The sequence below is a fragment of the Zobellia galactanivorans genome (genome assembly GCF_000973105.1).
In the GTDB taxonomy this organism is placed as follows: Bacteria; Bacteroidota; Bacteroidia; order Flavobacteriales; family Flavobacteriaceae; genus Zobellia; species Zobellia galactanivorans.
In genome coordinates this window covers 4,755,100-4,776,735 of sequence record NC_015844.1, presented here as the reverse complement: position 1 = coordinate 4,776,735, position 21,636 = coordinate 4,755,100, and the positions used below count along the sequence as shown (strand labels likewise).

Below are 21,636 nucleotides of genomic sequence, written 5' to 3'. Positions count from 1 at the left end.
CAAATGTTAAGGTAAAACTATTCGCCTTTCTTTCCAAATAGACCGTTCAGCACTTGGTAAACATCTTCTGAAATCTTGAATTTATACACCACCCCAACATAGAGTAAGCTAATCCCCAGTCCTTTGATCATGATATTTAAAATTGGATGAAAGGGAAGCGTAACAAAGTAAAAAACCAATACCGTTCCGATCATCAATAGGGTAACCGCGATGGTTTCCTTGGTAAAAGGAAGTATGTTGAACTTCATCTTAACATAGACCAGTTTTACGGTATTGTAGATAAAAAAGGCCAAAAAACTGGCGATTGCGGCACCATCGAGTCCGTATGCCGGTATAAGCCAAACATTTAGAAGCACGGTAACAATGGCCAAAAAGACCCCCATGAACAATACGGCCCTGTAGTAATCGGAATTGTAAAGAATGGAATTATTATTCCCCAATAGGGCATCGTACAACTTGGCGAGTCCCAACCAGACAAAGATAAAATACCCGTGCCTATAGGCGTCGGGTAGCAATTTGTACAAATCGTCGAGATTAAGGAAGATAAGAACAAAAAGCAGTCCGGAAATAACATAAAGTGTAAGCGAACTTTTTTGGTAAAGCCGCTTTAGCCCCACAGCATCCTTTCTATTTAGGAGTTCCGCGGTAAGGGGGTAGGTTATCTGGTGCATCGACCGCGAGGGTACGGCTATGACCAAAGCAATAAAGCTGGCCACACTGTAGTAGGCTACATTCTCGATCTTGATAAATTGGTTGATCATGACCTTGTCGATTTCCAATAAGACAATGGCCACGGAACCGCCTAAGATAATAAGGGCACTATATACTAAGATTTTAGGTGTATTTTCAGGAAAGTCAAAAACCAATCGAGGCCTATGTAAGCGATAGGCATATAATTTCATAACGAGCATTCGTAAAATATAGACGATTACGAGTCCATCTATAAAAGACGTAACCGAAATCACCTTAAAATATAACAGGACCAGTAGCGTAGTCTGCCCCACCCTACCGAAAATCTCTTTCATGAAATTGCCGAAAACCGATTTCATATGCACCCTGGCCCAGGCGTAAAAAACTTCAAAATAGGCCATAACCATGGCAATCAAAAAGATATGCCACACATAGTCTTTTACGATGGGATTTTCCTTGGATAAAAAACTTCCGATGGCATCGTTCACCACATATGTGATTCCGGCAATAGGAAGCATAAGTGCCAAAGGCAAAAAAAGCATAAGGGTCAAAAATCCGTCAGTAGATTTGCTATCGTTGAAGCCACTATAGAATTTGACCAGCGTATTCGGTACCCCAAAGGCCAATAAGGGCATTAAAACGACCGAGGCCGACAAGACCACCTGTAAGAGCCCGTAATACTCGGGGTCCATAAACTGCAAATAGAGAACCAAAGTATTCAGTGCCCCGAGTCCGAAACCGAGGTATGTAATAATTGAATTGTTGAGCGATTGCTTGAATACAATTCCCATTACAAGAGTTTTGAAAGTTCTTCGGTTAGGGCGCGTCTGCTAAAACGCTCCACATCCACCGATTCAGATACAATACTCCCTTTTTTATAGGCCTCATACCAAGCTAAAATGGTGTTTTTTAACGGCTCAAGGGCGGAGTAGTCGAATACCTTGCCCGCGTTTGTACCTTGAATGATCTCGCCCGCTTCCCAACCTTGGGGGCCGACCGCCAAAATAGGTCGCTTCGCCGCCATGTATTCAAACAGTTTGCCAGGGATAATTCCCTTGGTTTCTTCGCTATCGATCTCTACCAGAAGCAACAATTGGGAGCTTTGTTGTTTTCGTAAGGCTTCCGCATGTGAACCGTAACCCCTCATTTTAATATACGGCCCTAATTCATAACGGTACATGGTATCCATCACATCTTGACTTACCACTCCCATAAACTCCAGCTGTAAATCGCCCCTGAAGACGGCATTTTCCCTTGCTATTTGTGAGAGCACTTTCCATAGGTTTTCCGGATTTCTTCCGCTAAGCAAAGAACCGATATGGGAAATGGTAAATCCTTTATCCAAATCTACTTCCCCGCTATGCTCCAGATCATAACCGTTGGTAATAACCGAAATGGGCTGTTTTGTAATACTTTCGAACTCTTCTTTTGTGGTCTTACTGGTTACCACTATTTTATCGGCTTCATTGAGTACGGCATGCTCAAGGGCCTTGTGTTCTTTTTGTGAATTTTTTGAAAGCCGCAGTTCTTTATGGTAGCCTATAGAGGTCCATGGATCGCGAAAATCGGCCAACCATTGTAAACCGTGTAATTTCTTCAACTCTCGCCCAATGAGATGCACACTGTGTGGCGGGCCTGTGGTAATAATGGTTTTTAATTTTTCCTTGGCAATAATATCGCTCAAATATTTCACCGAAGGTTTTACCCAGTACTTTCGGGCATCCGGAATAAAAAAATTGCCCCTCACCCAAAGCATGGCCTTTTCAAAGACCGACTGGTTTTTGGTTTGGATAATTCCCGAACTGATGCGTTTTGTTTTTTTTGAGGAGAAAACCTTCGCTATGCCATAAGGCTCAAAAAGCGGCTGCGAATAAACGGTTAGGTTTTCGACAACTTCAGAGGCCAAAGTGGCGTCTTCTATAGGGTAATGCGGATTCTCGGGAATGTAGACCAAGGGTTCAATACCGAAATCACGAAGGTATTTAACGAATTTTAGCCATCTCTGCACCCCTGGGCCGCCCGCAGGAGGCCAGTAATAGGTGATGATGAGGACTTTCTTCATAAATAATTTTATTGTTGGATATCAGAATAACTCAACCTTTACCAGCTATTTTTTTTGTCGTTCAGTTCCTTTTCTTTCTTAGGGACAAAAAAGGTAAAACCAATACCGCCGAGAACGATAAGGGCCAAAAGGATGTTACTGGCCAAGGTAATCTTGCTCCCGGTCGCCACGACCTCCGGTTCGAAAATAAACTCGATTTTATGGCTTCCTTGTGGGACTTCCATGGCCCGCAGCGTATAGTTTACCCTAAAGAAATCTTGTGGTTTTCCATCGATATAGGCATGCCATCCATGTGGATAATACATTTCGGAGAAAACGGCCAGTCCGGGATTCTGGTTTGCCGATTCGTAGACCAAGTGATTCGGCCTATAGTCCGTTAAGCGAATGGAAGCCGTAGAATCAAGCGCAAACTCCAATCGGTCCAATTCTTTTACCTTGGCTTGGTTAACGACCGCTTCGGTCTTTGTATCCAAATCGTTTAAGGCCAAGATTTCTTCATCGGCCGAATCTACCTTGAGCACTTTACTTACGAACCAGGCATTGCCATTGGCGTTGGGGTTGACCGCAGGGTAGCTTTTGCCTTCTTCGTCTTGCTGCACTACATATTTTACATTGAGCATATTGAGTACCCCCAAATTCCCTTTGTATATATAGAAGCTGAATAGGTCTTCAAGACCTGCCGGTTTGGCGGCGTGATAACCTCCGATACTTTGGTGATAATACGATGTACGGGCCCCATTGATACCTTCTTGGGGGTCATATACGCGAAAAATGGATTTATCCTTACTGATTTCTTGATCTATGGCCGTTTCGGGAAAAGGCTGTGTCATTCTTCTCTTTGAAACAAAGTCTTCACCGTCTACGTATCGCAAACCAACACCGACCAAGTCAAATACGATCAAAGCTCCAAGGGCCACTATCGCCAAATTTTCCTTTAGCTTTCCCTTTATGTAGAACCAAAGTGCCAAAGCGGCCAAAATAACATATATCAACGAACGCAAAAGATCGGAGTTATATACGGCCTTACGGTCGGCCTGTATCAAGGAAACGAGCTCGTCTCCATAATTTCTTTTTAGGAATTCATCACTTGGCCCCACAAAATCGAAGCCCGCTTTAAAGATAAACAGGGCTACACAGAGGCCCAATACGGTAAAAAAGGAAATTTTTAAGGCATTGAGTTTTTCCTCTACCCGAACAGTAGGTGTAAACAGTTCACGCAGGGCCAAAATGGCCAATACGGGAGCACACAATTCCAAGATCACCTGTATGGACGACACCGCCCGAAACTTATCGTATAGCGGAAAATAATCGATCATAAAGTCGGTCAATAGGCTAAAGTTCTTTCCCCATGAAAGTAACAATGACATAATCACTCCGCCCAAAAGCCACCATTTGGTCTTTCCTTTGACCAAAATGAGTCCTAAAACAAAAAGAAAGAAGATGATTGCGCCAATATAGGCAGGGCCCGATGTACCGGGTTGATCCGACCAGTACAAAGGAAGTCCCTTAGAGAAATTTAAAGCTTGACTTCGGGAAACTCCTTGGTCGACCAAGAAATTAAAAGTTTTGGAACTCTCCCCCAGATTTTCACTATTGGATCCACCGAACAAGCGGGGTACGAAAAGATTCAATGATTCGGTAATCCCATAACTCCATTGTGTGATGTAGGATTTATCCAATCCGTTCGTATTCTCCTTAGCCGTACCGTCAGGATTGATCGTAAGTTCCGATTTTCCACGGGTACTCCAATCGGCATATTCCTTTGTGGCCATAAGGCTTGTGGCATTGGCCGCAATACCCAATAGAACCGCCGCCAATAGAATACCCACCGAACTGAAATAATGTACCAGCTTTCCGTTGCGAATAGCGTCATAAAGATAGACCGCACCTAGAATCAGTACTAAAAGCATGAAATAATAGGTCATTTGGTAGTGGTTGGCCTTTATTTCTAGGGCCATGGCAAAAGCGGTAAGGATAAAACCCCAAAGATATTTTTTGCGGAACACCAATACAATCCCTCCCAAAACCATGGGTAAATATCCAAGGGCATGGGCCTTGGCATTATGCCCGACCCCCAATATGATGATGAAATAGGTAGAAAAACCAAATGCCAATGCGCCTACAATGGCCAAACGATAATCGACCTTTAGACAACAAAGCAATATATAAAAGCCAATAAAATAAAGAAATAGGTAGTCGGCCGGCCTCGGTAAAAACCGAATCGCACGGTCTAATGTCTTGATATAGTCATGTGGATAATATGCCCCCAATTGATATGTGGGCATGCCCCCGAAGGCGCTATTGGTCCAATACGGTTCATCACCGGTCTTTTTCCTGAAATCATTCTGCTCTTTGGCCATTCCCGTAAATTGAACAATATCAGACTGTTCAATTACCTTCCCCTGAAGTACGGGATAGAAATATGCCAAAGCGGCGACAACAAAGAATACGGTAACAAAAAAATGTACGAAGAAGGCCTTCAATCCTTTTTGCATAATGGGAGATATCGATTGTTTCGGCTAAAATAATGAACTTATCGCTACTTTGGAATCAGAACGCACTATTAAACTTATAATGCCGTAGGTATGGCCCAAGCGTACCGAAAAAAATAAACCAAGGGATGGGAGGGAAAAAGACACCGCACCGAAAGAAATGGAAAAAACGGGAATACAATTACTCTACTTCCTCAAAGTCGATATAATCGCCTACTTTATTATTTGATTTACTGCCTTTGGAAGGTTTTTTTTCTATAATAACATCGCCGACGCGCTCTTGGGTCGCTTGCTCTTGTTGTGCAAATCCCCCAAACTTTTCATTAAAGTGCTCTTGTGTTTTGCGGGCCGCATAACCGAATATCTTAGGAGCGAACATCTTTACTACCAACTTGAACAGATAGTAGATCAATACGATGATCAATATAGTTTTTAAAAATGCCATACTTTTTTCGAAATAATTATATCAAAAATACGATTCTAACGTTGTAATAGCTGTGTAGAAGTGCTAAAATATTACTAAAGTACCATTTCAAATATATGTGTATACCCCATAAAACTCGCAAAATACAAGACTATGGAGGTATTGGCCTATAAAAAATGGTGTTCGTTCATAGCCTTCTACCTTTACAAAACGAATACGAGTTCAAAGTTAATCTAGCGACACCAAGATGAAAAAATATCTTTTGACTTTATTTTTTGCCCTACCCTTTATTGGGGCTTCACAATATACCGATGTAATCAACTCCAACAGGCCTGGACTTTCGGTCAGTGCATATGCCGTTGGCCGCAATGTGCTTCAAGTCGAGGCGGGCGTACTGTTCGAACAACGTGACCATAGCTTGCTCAATACCGAAAGTAATATTTGGGGTTCCGATATATCTTTACGGTACGGACTTCTTTTTGAGCAGTTGGAAATAAATTATGAGGGTACCTATGTCAACCAGAATATCACTTATACCGATTTTGGCACTTCAGAAAACCTGACCGATTTTTCAAGAAACCGGGTCGGACTGAAATATATGATCTACGACCATTACAAAAACCCGGAACGGAACAAACCCAACCTTTATAGCTGGAAGGCCAATTACGGTTTTAAGTTCAAGAATTTAATTCCGTCCATATCCCTTTACGGAGGGGCTACCTTTAATTTAGGCGATAACCCTTTTTATGTCGGTGACCCAACTGTGTCGTACCGTGGGATGATAGCTACGCAAAGTAGACTGACCCCTCGTTTTGTGTTGATCACCAATATAGCGTATGACCGGATTACCACCGATTACCCTGAGTTGAGTTATATGATATCCCTCTCCCATGCCTTCCGTAACCCTAAATGGAGTGCCTTTGTAGAAAACCAGGGTATTCAAAGCGATCGTTATTCCGATGCCCTTATTCGAGGAGGTATCGCGCATTTGCTCACAGATGACCTTCAGGTAGACTTTAACCTTGGCGCAAGTTTCAAGAATACCCCTTCACGTATTTTCATTACCGTCGGCGGCTCGTACCGTTTCGATATGCACAAAGACAAGTTGAAATCGATAGATGAGCAAAGTGCCGGCGAAAATGGAGGCCCCATCAAGAAGAATTCGATGAAGAAGAAAAAGAAGGAAGCCCGCAAAAAAGGGGAAAGTGGTAGCGGTGCCGAAGACATCGACCTAGGCCCTTCTAAAAAAGAACTCAAAAAGATGAGAAAACAAGAAAAGAAGCAAAGAAAGAACAAAAGTAAAAATCGTGATAACGGCGCCATTGATTTTTAAAGGGGCCAAGCTTTCACAATTTTGCAAAATTCAGTTTCATAATTTTATTCTCATCCTATTTATCCCTAATATTGACCTTACAAAAAAAATGGTATGGTCACTCTGAAAGAAGCGATTTCAAAAGACGAACTAAAGCAGTTCGTGAAATTTCCTTTTGCGCTTTATAAAGATTCAGCCTATTGGGTTCCACCTTTGATTGCCGATGAGATGGCGACATTCGACAAGGACACCAATCCTGCTTTTAAAAATGCCAGCGCTTGGTTCTATCTCGCCTACAAGAACAATAAGATTGTAGGCCGTGTCGTAGCCATCATCAATCACCTTGAGGTCAATCAACAGAACGTTAAGAAAATGCGGTTCGGTTGGTTCGACTTTGTTGATGACCCCGAAGTATCGGAAGCCTTGCTAAAAAAGGTGGCCGAGATAGGAGCTGCGCACAACTTAGAGTTTATGGAGGGTCCGGTAGGTTTTTCCAATTTGGACAAGGTAGGCGTGCTTACAGACGGCTTTGATCAGCCTGGAAGCATGGTTACTTGGTACAATCACGCCTACTATGTTAACCATTATGAGCGTTTGGGATTTGTAAAAGAGAAAAAATATGTCGAAAACAAGTTTCCCGCCAAGAATGCCGACCCCGCACTGTTCACGAAATTGAACGAATTGGTCAAACGTCGTTATGGTCTGCGTGAGATAAATTTTAAGAAAACGAGTGAGGTAATGCCCTTGGTCGACCAAATGTTCGACCTTTTTAACCAAACCTACTCCAAACTTTCTTCTTTTGTACCTATAACCGATGTGCAAAAGGAATACTTCAAGAAAAAGTATATCACTTTTATAGATCCCGAATACATCAAGTTCATTGTAGATAAAAACGATAGCTTGATCGCATTTGCCATTGTTATGCCTTCGTTCAGCAGTGCTTTGCAAAAGGCCAAGGGAAAACTGTTCCCTTTTGGTTTCTACCATCTATTACGTGCAAAAAAGCACAACAAGGATGCGGTATTCTATCTTATAGGCATTCACCCCGATTATCAAAACAAAGGGGTTACGGCCATTATCTTTAACGAATACTACAAGACCTTCAACAAAAGGGGGATTGAAATGTGCTACCGCACGCCCGAACTTGAAGACAATATTGCCATCCGTCAAATGTGGAAGCATTTTGACCCTAAAATCTACAAACGGCGCTGTACTTACAAAAAGAGCTTGTGAGGTATAGGCCGCTTCCGCCCTACCGGCATCAAAAATAGGTCATAAAAAAGCCCCGTTTTATAAAAACGGGGCCTTTATTTTTTAACGAAAAAGCTTCACTTACTCTCCCATTGCCGCAGCAACAGCTGCAGATAATCTTTTGTAGGTGCCGTTTTCCAAACGGTCCCTAATCGCGGAAAAAGCTTCCAATGTTTCTTCTATATCTTGCATGGTATGTGTGGCGGTAGGAATCATTCTCAATAGAATCAATCCTTTAGGTATTACAGGGTAAACCACTATAGAACAGAAAATTCCGTAGTTTTCACGTAAATCCTTAACCAGTGCCATCGCTTCTGGAATACTACCGTTAAGGTATACCGGAGTAACACATGTATTCGTGCTTCCTATGTTGAAGCCCCTATCTTTTAATCCATTTTGAAGCGCGTTTACGTTTTCCCACAACTTGGCCTTTAGCTCAGGCATGGTGCGTAGCATATCCAATCGCTTCAATGCCCCTTTTACATAAATCATCGGCAAGGACTTAGCGAACATTTGTGACCTCAAGTTGTACTTGAGATAATCGATAATTTCCTTATCGGCCGCGATGAAAGCCCCAATACCCGCCATAGATTTGGCGAAAGTGGCAAAATAGACATCAATACCGTCTTGTACGCCTTGTTCTTGACCCGTACCGGCACCAGTAGCGCCTAAGGTTCCAAAGCCATGTGCATCATCAACGAACAAACGGAAGGTATATTTTTTCTTGAGTTCGATAATCTCTTTGAGTTTTCCTTGCTCGCCCCGCATTCCGAATACACCTTCGGAAATGACCAAAATACCACCTCCGGTATGTTCGGCCATTTTTGTGGCACGCTCAAGGTTTTTCTCAAGACTCTCGATATCGTTATGTTTAAAGGTAAATCGTTTACCCATGTGTAGACGAACGCCATCGATAATACAGGCGTGCGAATCAACATCATAAACGATGATATCATCCTTGGAAACCAAGGCGTCTATGGCAGAAACCATTCCTTGGTAACCAAAATTCAATAAGTAAGCGGATTGTTTATCAACAAACTCGGCCAATTCTTTTTCAAGCTGCTCGTGAAAGTCGGTATGACCACTCATCATTCTAGCCCCCATCGGGTAGGCCGCTCCAAATTCTGTAGCCGCTTCTCCGTCTACCTTTTTAACTTCCGGAAGGTTGGCCAAGCCCAAGTAATCATTGATACTCCAAGTGATTACCTCTTTTCCTTGAAATTTCATCCTGTTGGAAATCGGACCTTCCAACTTAGGAAAAACGAAATATCCCTCCGCCTGTGAAGCCCATTTTCCTAACGGACCCTTGTTCTCTAGAATTCTGTCAAATAAATCTCGCATTTAGGTTTACTTTGTATTTAAGGGCAAAAGTAAGATTTTAAGAGCAACATTCATAAAATATTATTCCGAAACAAAAAAGCAATGACCTATAGTCATTGCTCTTTAACTTTTGCAAACCTCGTTGTTATTCTTTAATATATTGTACTTTTTGAATTTCGCCAACTTCCTTGGTGTCGAAAAAACCTTGGTCTTCCATCCATTGGTCACTATACACTTTACTCATATATCGTGAGCCATGGTCGGGAAAAATAACGACAACGTTATCATCTGGTCCAAATTCGTTTTCTTCGTTCAATTGTTTAAGGGCCTGCATGACAGCTCCACTGGTATAGCCGGCAAAAATACCTTCGGTCTTGGCGATTTCACGTGCGGTATGCGCACTTTCCGAATCGGTAACCTTTATAAATTTATCGATCACATCAAAATCCGTTGCGGAAGGAATCAGGTTCTTACCTAAGCCCTCTATACGGTACGGATAGATTTCGTTGACATCGAACTCTCGGGTTTCATGGTATTTTTTTAATACGGAACCAAAGGCATCGACACCGATAACCTTAACGTCGGGATTTTGCTCCTTCAGGTACTTTGCAGTACCGGAAATGGTGCCCCCTGTTCCGCTACAAGCCACAAAATGGGTAATCTGACCTCCGGTCTGCTCCCATATTTCAGGCCCCGTACTTTCGTAGTGGGCATGCATATTAAGCTCGTTAAAATATTGATTGATATAAATCGACCCACTGGTTTCCCTGTGCAAGCGTTTCGCCACCTCGTAATACGAACGGGGGTCGTCTGCGCTCACGTGTGCGGGACAAACATAGACCGTTGCGCCCATTGAACGCAACATATCGATTTTATCTTTTGATGATTTTGAACTTACCGCCAAAATACATTTGTAACCTTTGATGATGCTCACCATCGCAATACTAAAACCCGTATTGCCCGATGTGGTCTCAATGATGGTGCTCCCTTCGGTTAAAATGCCCTTGCGCTCTGCCTCTTCTATAATATGCATCGCTATGCGATCTTTGGAAGAGTGGCCCGGGTTGAAAGCTTCTACCTTGGCGTAAAAGTTACCTGTGAAGCCTTTTGTTATTCTGTTTAACTTTACTAGCGGTGTGTTTCCTACAAGTTCTAGGATACTGTTGTAAGCCTTGATTTTGTTTTCCATAAAGGATGTCTGGTTTCGGGAACTATCTATGGTATTCTAAAGATATCCACAAAATTCTTAAAGCAAAATTACTATTTTTTTTGAATATGTCATTTTAACATCGAAAATACCTCTAAAAAATGAAGATTTTGTGGCTTTTATATGAAATCATTAACATTTCGTTAGCATTATACACAAGATTTGAACAATTTAAAGGTTGTAAAATCACGGATATTCACTGAATTTACCTTTATCATAAAACCAAACGGTACAATTACCTATATTATTCTGTAACCTTACCTTCCAAATCTAAAAAGAAGGCGTATTCTTTGGCGACTTCCCGTAATGATTCAAAACGTCCGGAAGCTCCTCCGTGTCCGGTATCCATATTAATGTCCATCATCAATAGGTTCTTATCGGTCTTCATCTCCCTAAGCTTGGCCACCCATTTTGCGGGTTCAAAATATTGCACCTGTGAATCATGGAGCCCTGTAGTCACCAACAAATTCGGATATTCTTGTGCGACTACCTGATCATAGGGCGAATACGACTTCATATAATCGTAATACGTTTTGTCGTTCGGGTTTCCCCATTCGTCATACTCACCCGTGGTCAACGGTATGGAGTCATCGAGCATGGTGGTGACCACATCGACAAAGGGAACTGCAGCAATTACCCCGTTATATAGGCCAGGCGCCATGTTGATAACGGCACCCATTAGGAGTCCTCCCGCAGAACCACCCATAGCATATAAATGCTGGGGGGAAGTATACCCTTGTTCCAAGAGATACTTTGAGCAATCGATAAAATCGGTAAAGGTGTTTTTTTTCTTAAGCAACTTGCCATTTTCGTACCAAGGCCTTCCTAGGTACTCCCCTCCCCTTATGTGCGCCACGATATAGACAAAGCCCCGATCTAAAAGGCTAAGGCGTACCGTAGAGAAATAAGGATCAATGGTATGCCCGTACGAACCATAGGCATATTGTAATACCGGGGTCTCTTGGTTGAGTTCAGTGTCTTTATGGTATACGATCGACATGGGTATCTTTACCCCGTCGCGGGCCGTGGCCCAAATGCGTTTTTCCTTATAATTGTTCTTGTCAAATGCTCCCCCAAGTACTTCCTGTTCCTTTTTGACCTCTTTTTCTTTAGTTCTCATATTAAAATCGATTACCGAACTGGGGGTGGTCATCGAATTATAGGAATAGCGCAAAATTTCAGTATCGAAATCAGGATTCCTGCCTACGCCTGCCGTATAGGTCTCACTATCAAAAGGTAGATAATACGAATCGGAACCGTCCCATCTATTGATCTTGATTTGGTTCAATCCGTTTGATCGTTCCGATATCACATAGTAGTCCTTGAACATATCGACATCTTCCAGCAGAACATCTTCGCGATGGGGAATAAACTCTTCCCAACGATCCGAAGTGGTCGCATTTTCATCGGTTTTCATCAATTTGAAATTCGTGGCGCCATCTTTATTGGTCAAAATGTAAAAATGGGATCCGTAATGGGAAACACTGTATTCCACACCTCGTTCACGGGGCGAGAACATTTGTAACTCACCATCGGGATCATCGGAACGCAGGTATTGATATTCCGAAGTCAAGGTGCTGTACGAACCGATATAGATATATTTTTTAGATTTCGATTTGTATACGTATGTACCGAAGGTATCGTCCTTTTCATGAAACACCAGTACATCTTCTTCAGCCGGGGTACCGAATTTGTGTTTCATAATTTTGTCGGACCTCAAGGTAACCTCGTCTTTTTTGGTGTAAAAAAGAGTCTTGTTATCATCTGCCCAGACCGAGCCTCCCGTAGTATTCTCTATGGTATCCTCATAAATTTCACCGGTTTCAAGGTTTTTTATGCGGATGGTATATTGCCGTCTAGAAACGGTGTCAACCCCAAAGGCGGCCAATTTGTTATTAGGACTAATGGCTATTCCACCAATACTAAAGTACTCGTGCCCCTTTGCCATTTCGTTTCCATCGAACATGATTTCCTCAGAAGCATCAAGGCTACCTTTCTTGCGCGAATAAATAGGATATTCCTTTCCCGTCTCGTACCTAGTGATATACCAGTATCCATTTTGCTTATAGGGAACCGAAGCATCATCTTCCTTTATCCGGGATTTCATTTCGTTAAAAAGAAGTTCTTGAAAAGGTTTGGTGTGGGCCGTAAGGGAATCGTAATACTGCTTTTCGGCCTTAAGATGGGCAATCACCTCCGGATTTTCCTTATCGCTCAGCCAATAGTAGTTATCTACCCTGACATCTCCATGTTTTTCCAATGTAAACGGAATTTTTTTCGCTATCGGTGCTTTTGCTTCACTCATATTCATTTGTTGACTTTGAACTAAGGGCACAAATGTAAGGCATAAGCCTAGAACGATATACTTTTTCGCCAAATGGTTCATTGTAGACATATTTTAGCTACAATTTAGTAATTTCGCAAATTAGTCTAACAAAAAAAAAGAAAACTATGTTCGGAGATATGATGGGTATGATGGGGAAACTCAAGGAAACCCAACAAAAAGTAGAAGAAACCAAAAAACGCCTTGACACGGTGAGCCTAGAAGAGTCTTCCGCAGATGGTTTGGTCAAGGTGACAATTACGGCCAATAGGGAGGTAAAACAGATTCAAATCGACGATAGTCTTCTCGAAGACAAAGAGCAACTGGAGGACTTTCTGATCCTGACCCTTAACAAGGCCATAACAAAGGCTACACAGGTCAACGAAGCGGAACTTGCCGCCGTAGCAAAAGAAGGTATGCCCAATATTCCGGGGATGGACTCGTTATTTAAATAATGGCAGGCTATTTGCTTGTTAACGACTTAAATCCGTCAGCTATGAAATTCTTATTACTTTTCTTTCTGCCCCTTTGCCTGTTGGGCCAGACCGACACCCCTGCCAAGGAAGTCGATTGGCTAAAGAATTACGACAGTGCCATGCATATATCGAAAGAAGAAAATAAGAATGTTCTGGTGTATTTCACCGGAAGCGATTGGTGCCCTCCGTGCAAAATGCTAAAACGCGACCTTTTTGACACGGACGAGTTCTACGAACTATCAAAAAACTACGTGCTACTCTATATTGATATACCGCGGAATAGGGATTTATTGAGCACGGAACAATGGGAGCACAACCAAGGGCTATTTAAAAAACTGAACAAGAAAGGAGTCTTTCCCTTACTGACCGTACTAAGTCCTAAAGGAAAAGTTGTAAACGAATATTCCGGCTATGGTATGACGGGCGAAATAAGCTACCATCTGAAATTCTTAGAAAAAAACAAATAGAAAAAGGCCTCTGATCAGAGGCCTTTTTTTTATTGCAAATTTGCAGGAATTAGTTATTGATCAACCTAAATTCGGTCCTTCTATTTACCGCATGCTCCCTAGAGGTACAAGAAACCCCATCCTTACAACGGTTCTTAGGTTTTGTTTCCCCATAGCCGTTAGCGACCAAAAGACTTGAATTGATGCCTTTGGAAATCAAATACTGGGCCACGGCCTGCGCCCTTCGTTCCGATAGATCCTGGTTTGAAGATGCACTGCCCTGGGCATCGGTATGTGAGGCCAATTCTACTTTAACCCCGGGATTCTTGGCCAACACGGGCAATAAACGGGCATCGATAATGCTTTTGGCCTGAGCGGTCAAAGTAGCACTGCCTAAATTCCAATTGATAGGAAGGGCTTGATAGGTAACCAAGGAACACTCTACTTCTTTCCAAGTCGTTAACCCTCCTTTTTCTTTCAACACCTCTTTGGTGTAAGTCTTGGTTACGGGCGGCACAACTTCCTCAACGGTATAGGCATCTTTATCCAAGACCGTTCGGGTAATTTCGTCATAAACCGCAGGAACAACTTCTTCTACCACCTTGGCCGGAGAAATAAGGACCCTTTTAGTGTAGCTTGCGTTTTTTTCGGGAACCGGAGTCTTTGATGCACTGGCATCACGGACCAAGGTAGCCGTTTCAATAGTCTGAAATTCCGCAGGGTATCCTTTGTAACACCAATACCTACAATCGTCAGGGTTGCCGGAATCACAATCAGGAGCCGCCGCCCCTAATTCCCATTGTGCATAGGCAGGCTTCACTTCGATCGTTTCAGAGGCCGTGCCAAAACTGGCCGGACTTATACTCAAGGTATTACCGCCTTCCTTGGAAACATAGGTCACCTTTTCAGTGCCCCACTCTTCGGGAATAATGCGGAGTTTTTTACTCTCTTCCTTGACCAAAACACGCTCGGTAACGGTTTTGTAGGTTGCGGGAATCGTCTTTAATACCTTGTAACCGGGCTTTATCGTAACCGTAACGGTTTCGTTTACATAAACGTCCGGGGTGGTACATCGTACATAACACTTTCCGGGTTCAGGATTGGTGGGCAAATCTTGTGCCGCACCCAATGATGCCGTCAATACGGCAATAGAAAAAAGAATCTTTTTCATAGTTTAGTTAATGTTTATAGTTTATAGTGAACTCCAAGTTAATGATTTAATAAATTTTTAACAAGTACATTCTTATTAAAAACGAAAAACGTCGTTGAAATACATCATTTTAACCAGAAAAAAATATAGTAGCATAGCATAGACTGATTCTTGCGTAAAAATTGTTATTTCAAAAATCCGTAAATTTATTATCCATGAAGACATCTATAATAAAGACCCATTTTACCGATAGCAAATACAAATTTTCAGTTAGTTCCCTTAGTGGAAGCACTATATTAAACAGTATAGCCTACACTAATGAAGATGCCATGAAAAAGGCTATGGCTCAACTGCAAGGTATGCCCGTTGGCCGTGGCAATTTTGAACGAAAAACAAACCACGATGGTCAGTTTCTGTTTTATTTAAAGGACGCGAACGGACAAATACTAGGGCATAGTCTACCCTACGGCTCGGAGGCCGGCATGGAGAACGGAATTAAAAACCTTATAAATTCCTTAAACGCCCTAAAAGAAGAATACGATCTATAATCTAAAGGCTTCTTAGAATATCGATGAATTTATCGTGCATGGTATCGGTGTAATCCAAATGGGTGACAATGCGAAGTTTTCCTTGTCCCATACCTATAATATGTACCCCATTTTCCTTGAGTTTTCCCAAAAAAGCATCCGCTTTGAGGACATTTTCATCGATTTCAAAAATAATGATGTTGGTTTCAATGGGCTCAACCCTCTTAATATAAGATAAGCCCTGTAGCTCCTCTCCTATTTCACGGGCCTTGCTATGATCTTCTGCCAGTCGCTCCACATGGTGGTCGAGCGCATAAATACCCGCAGCGGCCAAATACCCCGCCTGGCGCATGCCTCCTCCGAAGATCTTTCGAATACGAAGTGCTTGGTCCATTTGCGCCTTGCTTCCTACAACGACAGAACCTACCGGGCAGCCCAGTCCCTTGCTCAGGCAGACACTAATGGTATCAAATAATTCCCCATAAGCTAAAGGACTTTCATTTTTCTGTACCATGGCATTCCATAAACGGGCACCGTCTAAATGATAGCTCAAGTTGTGTTCTATGCAGACTTCCTTGATTTTTTTTAATTCCTTGATGTCCCAGCAGGCTCCACCTCCTTTGTTGGTCGTATTTTCAATACACACCAATGAGGTCAGCGGACTGTGATAGAAATCCGGCGGATTAATCGCTGCTTCAACTTGATCGGAGGTAAGCATCCCCCTATGTCCATCGATCAGCCGGCACGAGACTCCACTATTAAAACTGACTCCTCCCCCTTCATAATTATAGACATGGGCATATTTATCACATATCAACTGTTCTCCCGGTTGGGTATGTAGCTTTATAGCGGTCTGATTGGCCATTGTTCCCGATGGGAAAAACAAGGCCGCTTCCTTCCCGAACATTTGGGCCACTTTTTCCTCAAGAGCGTTCACGGTAGGATCGTCTTTAAACACATCATCGCCCACTTGGGCAGACATCATGGCATCTAACATTTCCGGGGTGGGCTTGGTTACGGTATCACTGATTAGGTTGATCTGCATACTAATTGTATAATAAATTACTTATAAAAAGCATTCGTGCATTTAGCTCAATATCCTTAAAAATAGAGCGCGCCAAATGTAGCCAAATTTGACAAAAACGAAGGAAATTGTTTCTTTTTCGTACAAAATACAATAAAAAAGTCCCTTTATTATTGCTTGAATACTAATTTACCATTTCAATAATTACATTATTATTTGCTGTAAAGAGCTTAAAAACGAGTATCTTAAGTACAAACAAATGTACTATGGTAAATCTCGAAAATCAGATTTTTTCTTCCTACAAAAGAAACCCTGTCCTGTTTGATGAAATCTTTGATAAAAAAGGGCAAGTGAAGGATGTCTACTCCAAACTGTTCAACCTCTATGGAGAGCATTCCATAAAGGATTATGTCAATCTAAATGAAAAGGCAAAATCATCATTCTTTAACCAGGGCATCACGTTTCAGGTATATGATAAAAAGAAAACAGAGGAAAAAATTTTTCCTTTTGACCTTTTCCCACGAATAATCCCTCCCGAAGAATGGAACATTATCGAATCGGGAGCCATACAGCGAAGCAGGGCGCTAAACCTGTTTCTATGGGATATTTACCATGACAAAAAAATAATAAAACAGGGTATAGTCCCCATGGAGTTGATAAGCTCGTCCGCCAACTACTTGGATCAAATGAATAAGGTCGACCCGCCTGGTGGAATCTATAACCATATTTCCGGCACCGATATCATTAAACATACCGATGGACAATATTACGTGCTTGAAGACAATATAAGATGTCCAAGTGGGGTAAGTTATGTTATCTGTAACCGCACCGCCCTAAAGCGGGCCCTCTTTGGAGTTTTTAATCATTACAAAACCTATTCGGTTACCAATTACGCCGAAAATCTCTTGGACTTGCTTGAAACGGTTAAGCCAAAAGGTGTAGACGTCCCTAATGTTGTGGTCATTACTCCAGGCATGTTCAACTCAGCCTTTTATGAGCATTCTTATTTGGCAAAAACCATGGGAGTTGAACTGGTAGAAGGCAGGGATTTATTTGTGGAAAACGACTTTGTTTATATGAAGACCATTCAAGGACCACAAAAAGTAGATGTAATATACCGAAGAATCGACGATGCCTTTATCGATCCATTAGAGTTCAAGCCTGATTCTTCCCTAGGCGTACCGGGCCTATTTGCCGCTTACAAAAAAGGCAATGTAACTTTGGCCAATGCCCCGGGGACCGGTGTTGCCGATGACAAGGCGGTATACACCTATATGCCTGAAATTATAAGGTATTACCTAAACGAAGAACCTATTCTCAACAATGTGCACACCTACCATTGCAGTAGACCCAAAGAATTAAAGTACGTTTTGGAACATATAGAAAACCTAGTTATAAAACCAGTGGACGAAGCCGGTGGTTATGGTATCTCTATTGGAAACCGACTTAGCAAAAAGGAAATAGAAGTCGTCAAGGCGGAAATTCTTTTAAATCCAAGAAAGTATGTAGCACAACCTATTATGTCTCTTTCGGTTCACCCTACTTATATCGATAAAACCGAATCTTTTGAACAACGGCATGTAGACTTAAGAACGTTTACGGTTTTGGGAAAGGACAAGGAATTCGTCCTGAAAGGAGGCTTGACCCGAGTAGCCTTAAAAAGGGGCAACTTGATCGTCAACTCATCACAGGGTGGGGGATCCAAAGACACTTGGGTTTTAAAAACTTAATGGGAACGCAATAAAAAATTTACTCGAACACAAGGTTCACAACCCTAATACGGACTAATATTTAAAAATTGCCTATGCTAGCACGAGTCGCCAATAACCTTTTCTGGATGGGACGCTATATTGAACGTTCAGAGCACATTGCCCGGTATCTTCGGGTCAACTATTTTTCATCCCTGGATGCCCCTAACCAACTTTCGCAATCACGGCAATTCGTCTTACGTTCCATGCTCAATATGATAGGTGACCCCATAGAGGACGAATCCATCGTACACAGTGAAGAAAAAGTGCTGTATAAGATAGGGTTGGACCCGAATTATCCTTCTTCCATTATAAATAACGTGAGAAGCGTACGGGAAAATGCCAATAGTGCCCGAGACCTCATTTCCACTGAGCTATACGAATCTATCAATAAGTTTTACCACTTCATCTCAAAATACGACCCTAAGGTCTATACAAAAAATGGGCTTCACGACTTCACCCTTAACGTTACAGAGATGTCCGCTATATTGAGGGGAAAGGTAAGAAGTACGCTCATGCACGATGAGATTTACGCCATAATCATGATGGGCGCCAATATCGAGCGGGCCACACAAATTATACGTATCATCAATGCCAAGAGCAACGACGCACTAAAGGCACAGGGCAGCTATGGGGACAAATTTAAAAATAGTTTTGAGTGGACTACCCTTTTGAAATGTACGGAGTCTTATGATATGATGCGCCGGTACTACAAAAAAACCCCGAGCAGTATATCTACTTTGGAATTTTTGATCCTCAACCCCGATTGCCCCCGGTCAATTATGAACAGTTTAAACCAAGTGTTTAAACATATGCAAATTTTAGACCCCAATAAAAAAATAGATCGTGACTCTACAGCTTTTTTAGTTGCCAAGGTAAAGGCGGAATATGAGTTTAAATGTATAATAGAAATAGAAAAAGACATTCAATCGGTCATTGACAATACCTTGGACAGTCTTTATGAAATAAGTCAAAAAATGGAAGAAGAATTTTTTAGCTACTGATTCCCACCCCCGCTCAACTCATATCAAGACCGAACATAAACAGTACCCTTAACTAGTTTAACCAAATTTATATGCCATTAGAATATTTTATTACCTATAAAGCCCAAAACACCTATGAAGAATCGGTACATGAGGCCTATTGGCAATTTTTGGTCATCCCGGAAGAAAATGAATCACAGCAATTCATCGGAATCGACTTTGATTCTTCTATCGGCCCCAAATTTGAATTTTCCATAAACGGATATGGCTTTAAGACCATACGTGTCCATATGAAACAAAAGTTTGAACAAATTGCCTTTGAAGCCCGATTCAGACTAATAAAAAAAGAAATCAACCCCTTCGATTTTACACCTGAAGCCGATAAATCAAAGTCGATTGAAAAAATTCAGGGGCTAAATTTTAGAGTCGATTACGAGGCCTTCCTAAAAACAACCCCTTACACTCATATTCCCTACACTAAAAACATTTTGTTCGAATTTGATTGGGGCAATTCTATTTTCGACAACCTAATGGCCCTTAATAGTTATACTTACCGCTATATTCAATTTAACACTACGGCAACAGATGTACACACCACATTAGATGAAGTATTGGATATCCGTCAAGGGGTTTGTCAAGATTTTACCCATTTGTTTTGTGCTTTAGCAAGGACAAACGGTATTCCTGCCCGATATGTTTCGGGTTATCTACATCAAGGAAACGGTTATTTTGGGGATTCACAAATGCACGCATGGGCAGAAGCCTATATCCCCTATGCCGGCTGGATCGGTTTTGACCCTACCAATAATATTTTGGCAGCAACCGATCACATTAAGGTTGCGCACGGCAAAGACTACTCAGATTGCTCTCCGTTAAAGGGTGTTGTATACACCTCGGGAAAGAACCAAACCGTTCATTCCGTTCAGGTGAACAGCCAAGACCAACAATAAGGATTTCAGTATAAAAAACCTGAGTGCAGGGCATTGGCCGATCAACAAACCCGTGTTTGTCCCCTATCATAAACATTCGAAAATTTACTGCAGAATAGATAAAAAAGAGTAGTATTTTTGTATGAAAATAAAATACAATGACAATTACTACGGACCTGTTTAAGGGTCTTCAAGATCGCCTTGGTGCGTTAAGGAGGTATCTTTGACGTCGATGCCAAGCTTATTGAAATAGAAAACGAACAAGAGAAGACCTTGGCTCCGGATTTCTGGGACAATCCCCAGGAAGCCCAAGCCCATATGAAGTTCATACAGTCTAAAAAGCAGTGGGTGGATGATTACAATACCGCCAAAACACTGGTTGACGACTTAGAAATTTTGATGGAATTTTTTCAGGAAGGGGAAGTCACTGAAACCGAGGTTGCCGCCCAGTACGAAAAGGCCATTAACCAGTTAGAGAAGCTCGAGTTCAAAAACATGCTTTCGGAGGAAGGTGATGAACTTTCGGCTGTTCTGCAGATTACGGCCGGTGCCGGTGGTACCGAAAGTTGCGATTGGGCCTCTATGCTCATGCGTATGTATATGATGTGGGCCGAAAAGAACAAATACAAAATAAAGGAGCTCAATTATCAAGAAGGGGATGTTGCGGGTATAAAGACCGTAACCCTAGAGATAGAAGGTGACTTTGCGTTCGGATGGTTAAAAGGCGAAAACGGGGTGCACCGATTAGTGCGTATCTCCCCTTTCGACAGCAATGCCAAACGGCACACCTCATTTGCTTCGGTATACGTATACCCCTTAGTGGACGACAGTATTGAAATTGACGTAAACCCTGCAGATATAACCATTACCACCGCACGGTCTAGTGGGGCCGGTGGTCAGAACGTAAACAAGGTGGAAACCAAGGTACAACTGGTGCACCATCCTACGGGCATACAGATTTCTTGCTCAGATTCAAGGAGTCAGCACGACAACAGGGCTACGGCCATGAAAATGTTGAAGTCGCAACTCTACGAAATCGAACTTCGGAAGAAAATGGAGGCACGACAAGAAATCGAATCCTCTAAAATGAAAATTGAATGGGGGTCGCAAATACGCAACTATGTAATGCATCCTTACAAGCTTATTAAGGATGTGCGTACCGGTCAAGAAACAGGTAATGTCGATGCCGTAATGGACGGAGATATCGATGCTTTTCTAAAAGCTTACCTTATGATGATGGGCCAAAAAGAAGAAGATTGATTACAACAACAA

Annotated in this window: 18 protein-coding genes; 9 read left to right on the top strand and 9 right to left on the bottom strand. The window is 42.1% G+C overall.

What is annotated here, in order from left to right; translation table 11 throughout:
- Positions 1 to 17: 17 nt before the first annotated feature.
- The 4 genes from ZOBGAL_RS19120 to ZOBGAL_RS19105 form a co-directional block, all read right to left on the bottom strand.
- Positions 18 to 1,481, bottom strand: coding sequence for a lipopolysaccharide biosynthesis protein (locus tag ZOBGAL_RS19120; RefSeq protein ID WP_013995385.1), 1,464 nt, complete (start codon positions 1,479 to 1,481; stop codon positions 18 to 20).
- On the bottom strand, positions 1,481 to 2,752 hold the full coding sequence (locus ZOBGAL_RS19115; RefSeq protein ID WP_013995384.1) for a glycosyltransferase family 4 protein: 1,272 nt from the start codon (positions 2,750 to 2,752) through the stop codon (positions 1,481 to 1,483). Before ZOBGAL_RS19115 ends, ZOBGAL_RS19120 begins: the two co-directional genes overlap by 1 nt.
- Positions 2,753 to 2,790: 38 nt before the next feature.
- A complete protein-coding gene (locus tag ZOBGAL_RS19110) occupies positions 2,791 to 5,247 on the bottom strand; it encodes a YfhO family protein (protein WP_013995383.1) in 2,457 nt (818 codons plus the stop codon).
- Between the two features lie 178 nt (positions 5,248 to 5,425).
- The gene (locus ZOBGAL_RS19105) at positions 5,426 to 5,689 is read right to left on the bottom strand and encodes a DUF4834 family protein (protein ID WP_013995382.1); all 264 of its coding nucleotides are present in this window, start codon (positions 5,687 to 5,689) and stop codon (positions 5,426 to 5,428) included.
- A 226-nt stretch (positions 5,690 to 5,915) separates the two neighbouring features.
- Between ZOBGAL_RS19105 and ZOBGAL_RS19100 the strand changes: the two genes are divergently transcribed.
- Complete coding sequence (locus tag ZOBGAL_RS19100) at positions 5,916 to 7,001, top strand: transporter (protein WP_013995381.1); 1,086 nt, start codon at positions 5,916 to 5,918, stop codon at positions 6,999 to 7,001.
- A gap of 93 nt (positions 7,002 to 7,094) precedes the next feature.
- Positions 7,095 to 8,213, top strand: a complete 1,119-nt coding sequence (locus tag ZOBGAL_RS19095) for a hypothetical protein (RefSeq protein ID WP_013995380.1) — start codon at positions 7,095 to 7,097, stop codon at positions 8,211 to 8,213.
- Positions 8,214 to 8,312: 99 nt separating this feature from the next.
- On the opposite strand, the gene ZOBGAL_RS19090 is transcribed toward ZOBGAL_RS19095, so the two are convergent.
- The 3 genes from ZOBGAL_RS19090 to ZOBGAL_RS19080 all read right to left on the bottom strand — a co-directional run bounded on the left by ZOBGAL_RS19090 (position 8,313) and on the right by ZOBGAL_RS19080 (position 13,069).
- Positions 8,313 to 9,572, bottom strand: a complete 1,260-nt coding sequence (locus ZOBGAL_RS19090) for an aminotransferase class I/II-fold pyridoxal phosphate-dependent enzyme (RefSeq protein WP_013995379.1) — start codon at positions 9,570 to 9,572, stop codon at positions 8,313 to 8,315.
- Positions 9,573 to 9,696: 124 nt separating this feature from the next.
- Positions 9,697 to 10,740: a PLP-dependent cysteine synthase family protein gene (locus ZOBGAL_RS19085; RefSeq protein ID WP_013995378.1), complete on the bottom strand. Its 1,044-nt coding sequence runs from the start codon at positions 10,738 to 10,740 to the stop codon at positions 9,697 to 9,699.
- Between the two features lie 262 nt (positions 10,741 to 11,002).
- A complete protein-coding gene (locus tag ZOBGAL_RS19080; protein WP_394331321.1) occupies positions 11,003 to 13,069 on the bottom strand; it encodes a S9 family peptidase in 2,067 nt (688 codons plus the stop codon).
- Between the two features lie 140 nt (positions 13,070 to 13,209).
- Between ZOBGAL_RS19080 and ZOBGAL_RS19075 the strand changes: the two genes are divergently transcribed.
- Positions 13,210 to 13,536 (top strand): YbaB/EbfC family nucleoid-associated protein, encoded by a 327-nt coding sequence (locus ZOBGAL_RS19075; RefSeq protein WP_013995376.1) that lies wholly within the window; start codon positions 13,210 to 13,212, stop codon positions 13,534 to 13,536.
- A gap of 41 nt (positions 13,537 to 13,577) precedes the next feature.
- On the top strand, positions 13,578 to 14,024 hold the full coding sequence (locus ZOBGAL_RS19070) for a thioredoxin family protein (protein ID WP_013995375.1): 447 nt from the start codon (positions 13,578 to 13,580) through the stop codon (positions 14,022 to 14,024).
- Positions 14,025 to 14,073: 49 nt separating this feature from the next.
- Here the strand turns inward: ZOBGAL_RS19070 and ZOBGAL_RS19065 are convergent, their stop codons facing one another.
- Positions 14,074 to 15,174 carry an OmpA family protein gene (locus tag ZOBGAL_RS19065; protein ID WP_013995374.1) on the bottom strand — a complete coding sequence of 367 codons (1,101 nt, stop codon included), beginning with the start codon at positions 15,172 to 15,174 and terminating at the stop codon, positions 14,074 to 14,076.
- Positions 15,175 to 15,368: 194 nt separating this feature from the next.
- On the opposite strand from ZOBGAL_RS19065, the gene ZOBGAL_RS19060 reads away from it, so the two are divergent.
- The gene (locus tag ZOBGAL_RS19060) at positions 15,369 to 15,701 is read left to right on the top strand and encodes a YegP family protein (protein WP_013995373.1); all 333 of its coding nucleotides are present in this window, start codon (positions 15,369 to 15,371) and stop codon (positions 15,699 to 15,701) included.
- Position 15,702: 1 nt separating this feature from the next.
- Here ZOBGAL_RS19060 and ZOBGAL_RS19055 read toward each other — a convergent pair whose 3' ends face one another.
- Complete coding sequence (locus ZOBGAL_RS19055) at positions 15,703 to 16,725, bottom strand: threonine aldolase family protein (protein WP_013995372.1); 1,023 nt, start codon at positions 16,723 to 16,725, stop codon at positions 15,703 to 15,705.
- A gap of 245 nt (positions 16,726 to 16,970) precedes the next feature.
- Here ZOBGAL_RS19055 and ZOBGAL_RS19050 point away from each other — a divergent pair, with 245 nt between their 5' ends.
- From ZOBGAL_RS19050 to prfB, 4 genes are all read left to right on the top strand, one after another.
- Positions 16,971 to 18,434, top strand: coding sequence for a circularly permuted type 2 ATP-grasp protein (locus ZOBGAL_RS19050; RefSeq protein ID WP_013995371.1), 1,464 nt, complete (start codon positions 16,971 to 16,973; stop codon positions 18,432 to 18,434).
- A gap of 74 nt (positions 18,435 to 18,508) precedes the next feature.
- Entirely contained in the window at positions 18,509 to 19,456 is a 948-nt protein-coding gene (locus tag ZOBGAL_RS19045) for an alpha-E domain-containing protein (protein ID WP_013995370.1), read from the top strand.
- Between the two features lie 71 nt (positions 19,457 to 19,527).
- The gene (locus ZOBGAL_RS19040) at positions 19,528 to 20,385 is read left to right on the top strand and encodes a transglutaminase-like domain-containing protein (RefSeq protein WP_013995369.1); all 858 of its coding nucleotides are present in this window, start codon (positions 19,528 to 19,530) and stop codon (positions 20,383 to 20,385) included.
- Positions 20,386 to 20,522: 137 nt separating this feature from the next.
- Positions 20,523 to 21,624, top strand: a protein-coding gene (gene prfB / locus ZOBGAL_RS19035; RefSeq protein WP_231854773.1) for a peptide chain release factor 2 whose coding sequence is annotated in 2 segments (ribosomal slippage) — positions 20,523 to 20,588 and positions 20,590 to 21,624 — 1,101 coding nt in all. Because the reading frame shifts where the segments join, the coding sequence is not laid out codon by codon here.
- Positions 21,625 to 21,636: the final 12 nt, after the last annotated feature.

What these genes read in the sequence shown, in the direction of transcription:
- ZOBGAL_RS19120 (WP_013995385.1), bottom strand. Translation starts at nt 1,481, where the DNA reads ATGGGAATTGTATTCAAGCAATCGCTCAACAATTCAATTATTACATAC.
- ZOBGAL_RS19115 (WP_013995384.1), bottom strand. Translation starts at nt 2,752, where the DNA reads ATGAAGAAAGTCCTCATCATCACCTATTACTGGCCTCCTGCGGGCGGC.
- ZOBGAL_RS19110 (WP_013995383.1), bottom strand. Translation starts at nt 5,247, where the DNA reads ATGCAAAAAGGATTGAAGGCCTTCTTCGTACATTTTTTTGTTACCGTA.
- ZOBGAL_RS19105 (WP_013995382.1), bottom strand. Translation starts at nt 5,689, where the DNA reads ATGGCATTTTTAAAAACTATATTGATCATCGTATTGATCTACTATCTG.
- ZOBGAL_RS19100 (WP_013995381.1), top strand. Translation starts at nt 5,916, where the DNA reads ATGAAAAAATATCTTTTGACTTTATTTTTTGCCCTACCCTTTATTGGG.
- ZOBGAL_RS19095 (WP_013995380.1), top strand. Translation starts at nt 7,095, where the DNA reads ATGGTCACTCTGAAAGAAGCGATTTCAAAAGACGAACTAAAGCAGTTC.
- ZOBGAL_RS19090 (WP_013995379.1), bottom strand. Translation starts at nt 9,572, where the DNA reads ATGCGAGATTTATTTGACAGAATTCTAGAGAACAAGGGTCCGTTAGGA.
- ZOBGAL_RS19085 (WP_013995378.1), bottom strand. Translation starts at nt 10,740, where the DNA reads ATGGAAAACAAAATCAAGGCTTACAACAGTATCCTAGAACTTGTAGGA.
- ZOBGAL_RS19080 (WP_394331321.1), bottom strand. Translation starts at nt 13,069, where the DNA reads ATGAATATGAGTGAAGCAAAAGCACCGATAGCGAAAAAAATTCCGTTT.
- ZOBGAL_RS19075 (WP_013995376.1), top strand. Translation starts at nt 13,210, where the DNA reads ATGTTCGGAGATATGATGGGTATGATGGGGAAACTCAAGGAAACCCAA.
- ZOBGAL_RS19070 (WP_013995375.1), top strand. Translation starts at nt 13,578, where the DNA reads ATGAAATTCTTATTACTTTTCTTTCTGCCCCTTTGCCTGTTGGGCCAG.
- ZOBGAL_RS19065 (WP_013995374.1), bottom strand. Translation starts at nt 15,174, where the DNA reads ATGAAAAAGATTCTTTTTTCTATTGCCGTATTGACGGCATCATTGGGT.
- ZOBGAL_RS19060 (WP_013995373.1), top strand. Translation starts at nt 15,369, where the DNA reads ATGAAGACATCTATAATAAAGACCCATTTTACCGATAGCAAATACAAA.
- ZOBGAL_RS19055 (WP_013995372.1), bottom strand. Translation starts at nt 16,725, where the DNA reads ATGCAGATCAACCTAATCAGTGATACCGTAACCAAGCCCACCCCGGAA.
- ZOBGAL_RS19050 (WP_013995371.1), top strand. Translation starts at nt 16,971, where the DNA reads ATGGTAAATCTCGAAAATCAGATTTTTTCTTCCTACAAAAGAAACCCT.
- ZOBGAL_RS19045 (WP_013995370.1), top strand. Translation starts at nt 18,509, where the DNA reads ATGCTAGCACGAGTCGCCAATAACCTTTTCTGGATGGGACGCTATATT.
- ZOBGAL_RS19040 (WP_013995369.1), top strand. Translation starts at nt 19,528, where the DNA reads ATGCCATTAGAATATTTTATTACCTATAAAGCCCAAAACACCTATGAA.